The organism is Aquificaceae bacterium (genome assembly GCA_037722135.1).
In the GTDB taxonomy this organism is placed as follows: domain Bacteria; phylum Aquificota; class Aquificia; order Aquificales; family Aquificaceae; genus Pampinifervens; species Pampinifervens sericum.
Genome location: JBBKAW010000086.1, coordinates 1 through 2,849, shown reverse-complemented (window position 1 = coordinate 2,849; position 2,849 = coordinate 1). Strand labels below are relative to the sequence as shown.

The 2,849-nt window shown below is 43.4% G+C and carries 3 protein-coding genes; 1 reads left to right on the top strand and 2 read right to left on the bottom strand.

What is annotated here, in order from left to right; translation table 11 throughout:
* Both WKI49_06030 and accC read right to left on the bottom strand, forming a co-directional pair.
* The coding region (locus WKI49_06030) for a DNA polymerase III subunit delta' (GenBank protein MEJ7622048.1) at positions 1 to 911 on the bottom strand (911 nt) is incomplete at its 3' end.
* Complete coding sequence (gene accC, locus WKI49_06025; protein ID MEJ7622047.1) at positions 908 to 2,242, bottom strand: acetyl-CoA carboxylase biotin carboxylase subunit; 1,335 nt, start codon at positions 2,240 to 2,242, stop codon at positions 908 to 910. The genes WKI49_06030 and accC, both read right to left, overlap by 4 nt.
* A gap of 35 nt (positions 2,243 to 2,277) precedes the next feature.
* Between accC and WKI49_06020 the strand changes: the two genes are divergently transcribed.
* Positions 2,278 to 2,849: UbiX family flavin prenyltransferase (locus WKI49_06020; GenBank protein ID MEJ7622046.1), on the top strand; the 572-nt coding region annotated here is incomplete at its 3' end.

Below are 2,849 nucleotides of genomic sequence, written 5' to 3'. Positions count from 1 at the left end.
CGTCCGCTAACTACAAAAAGTAGTAGGCTCAATCTTATACCTTTGCTTAGGTATTCCAAAGCCATGGAAAGCTTATCAGAGGCTTGTTTGTATGCCTCTTTTCTCGTCTCCAAGTATTTTTTGTGGAGCAAGTTTGTTATAGCCTTTAGAAGTATTAATTGTCTCTCGTATTCCCAGTCTTCCACCTCAAGGGCTTTTTTGTATAGTGTAAGTATATTCCCCTCAAGCAAAGCCTTTGCGGTGTTTATTAACTCTTTGTCCTCCTTTAACTTAAGAGCCATCTCAAGGCTTCCTTCAGAAAGTTCAAGGATTAGTGGGTCATCTATTCCTGTTTTTTCTTTCAATTCTTCTTCGCTCAACGGTGGGACTTCAAGGAGAAAACTACGGGATTTTATGGTAGGCAGGATTTTTTGAAGCTTACTGGCTACCAAGAGAAAGTGAGTATCCTCGGGAGGCTCTTCAAGAACCTTCAAGAGGGCATTCTGTGCTTGCATATTCATAGCATCCGCAGGCTCTATAAGAACTACCTTTCTTTTAGATAGGGCGGGTTTAAGATATACAAAGTCTTTAACGCCTCTTATTTGGTCTATCTTTATCTCAGCCTTTTCTGGCTTGAGGTATATAAAGTCTGGGTGGTCTCCTCGGAGGTAGAGATAAACCTTTTTACCTCTCTTGTCCTCTCCGTAGAAGGCTAACTCCTCTTCCTTTTTCTCCTTAAAGTCCTTCATATGGAAGCAAGACTCACACTCTCCACAGGGTGGGTATTTTTCTTGTAGACACAAAAGGGAACTTGCAAATTCAAAGGCTATGTCCCTTTTTCCTATGCCTTCCTTTCCATACATTAAAAGTGAGGCTGGCACGCGTCTTTGGTAAAAGAGTCTACTTAAGAATTGTCTGAACCTGTCCCTCATATCATAAGCTCTTCTACAAACCTTATGTGATGTTTTCCCTGTTGAAATTCTCTACTGGAGAGAACCCTCTTGTGAAATTCTATGTTGGTCTTTAGTCCACTGCCAGATATTCTAAACTCCTCAAGGGCTCTTATAGACCTCTTTATAGCCTCTTCTCTTGTTTGCCCCCAGCATATGAGCTTGGCAAGGAGAGAGTCATAATAGGGTGGCACAGAGTAGCCACAGTATAGGTGAGTGTCTACCCTAACACCATAGCCTCCTGGGAGATATAACTCTTCTACCATGCCGGGAGAGGGTAAAAAGGTATTTGGGTCTTCCGCATTTATTCTACACTCTATGGCGTAGCCTCTTCTTTCTGGCTTTTGTATGTTTAATTTTTCACCCCTTGCTATTCTTATCTGCCATTCTACCAAGTCTATGCCATAGACCATCTCCGTGACGGGATGCTCTACCTGTATGCGTCCGTTCATCTCCATAAAGTAGAAGTTGCCCTCTTGGTCTACAAGAAATTCCACCGTGCCTGCACCCTCATATCCTATCTCTCTGCAAAATTCAGCCACAAGTTCTTCCATTTCTCTTCTCTTTTCTTCTGTAAGATAAGAACTTGGAGCTTCTTCTATGAGTTTTTGATGTCTTCTTTGAATGGAGCACTCCCTTTCTCCGAGGGTAAGCACATTTCCATATTTGTCCGCAAGGACTTGTATTTCTATGTGTTTGGGGTTTATGAGATATTTCTCTATGTATACTCTTCCATCTCCAAAGGCTACCTGTGCCTCCTGCATGGCTAAAGGTAGCTTTTCTCTCAGCTCCCTTTCGTTGTTTATAACTCTTATGCCTCTTCCTCCTCCACCTGCAGCAGCTTTTATAACTATTGGATAACCTATCTTGCTTGCCACCTCAAGAGCCTTCTGAAAGTCCACAGGTCCATCGCTTCCCGGCACAAGGGGAAGTCCAACCTTTTTTGCCACCTCTTTTGCCTTTACTTTATCACCGATTAGTTCAAGGGTTTCCGCAGAAGGACCCACAAAGATCTTACCACTCGCCCTAACTATTTCTGCAAACTTGGGGTTTTCCGACAAAAAGCCGTATCCCGGATGGACCGCATCCGCACCCGAGACCTCAAGAGCAGACATTATTCTGGGCGTGTCTAAATAGCTCTTTGAGGGTTCTGGAGGTCCTATGCATATGCTCCTGTCTGCAAGTTTTACGTGCATGCTGTTTGCATCCGCCTCTGAGTATATGGCTATAGTCCTTATACCCATTTCTTTGGCGGTTCTTATAACTCTAACCGCTATCTCACCTCTATTGGCTATAAGAAGGCTCTGCATCAAGACTATTTTACACACAAAGGCTATACAATTTTCACATGTCAAACAAGATAGTAGTATGCATCACAGGAGCAAGCGGTGCCATATATGGCTATAGACTCTTACAGGTTCTAAGTTCAATGGACTTTGAGATAGACCTTATAGTCTCCTCTTCTGGCTGGGTGGTTCTAAAGCAAGAGCTTGACCTAACCAAGGCAGATATACTCAGGGAGTTTTCAAAGGTAAGGCTCATTCCAGAAAAGGACATAGCCAATCCAGTAGCCAGTGGTTCAAGGCTTATCTTTTATAGGGGTGTGGTGGTAGCACCCTGCTCCATGAGCACTCTCTCTCATGTAGCCTGTGGGACTAACCAAAACCTTATCCACAGAGTATGCGAAGTAGCCCTAAAGGAAAGAGTTCCTCTTGTTTTGTTGGTAAGAGAAGCACCCTATTCTTTGGTTCATCTTAAAAACATGCTTGAAGTTTCACAAGCAGGTGCAATAGTCATGCCCGCAAGCCCGGGTTTTTATCACAGACCCAAAAGCTTGCAAGAGCTTGTAGACTTTGTAGTGGGTAAGGTGCTTGATAGTTTGAGGATAGAGCATAACCTATACAGAAGGTGGAGGGAATA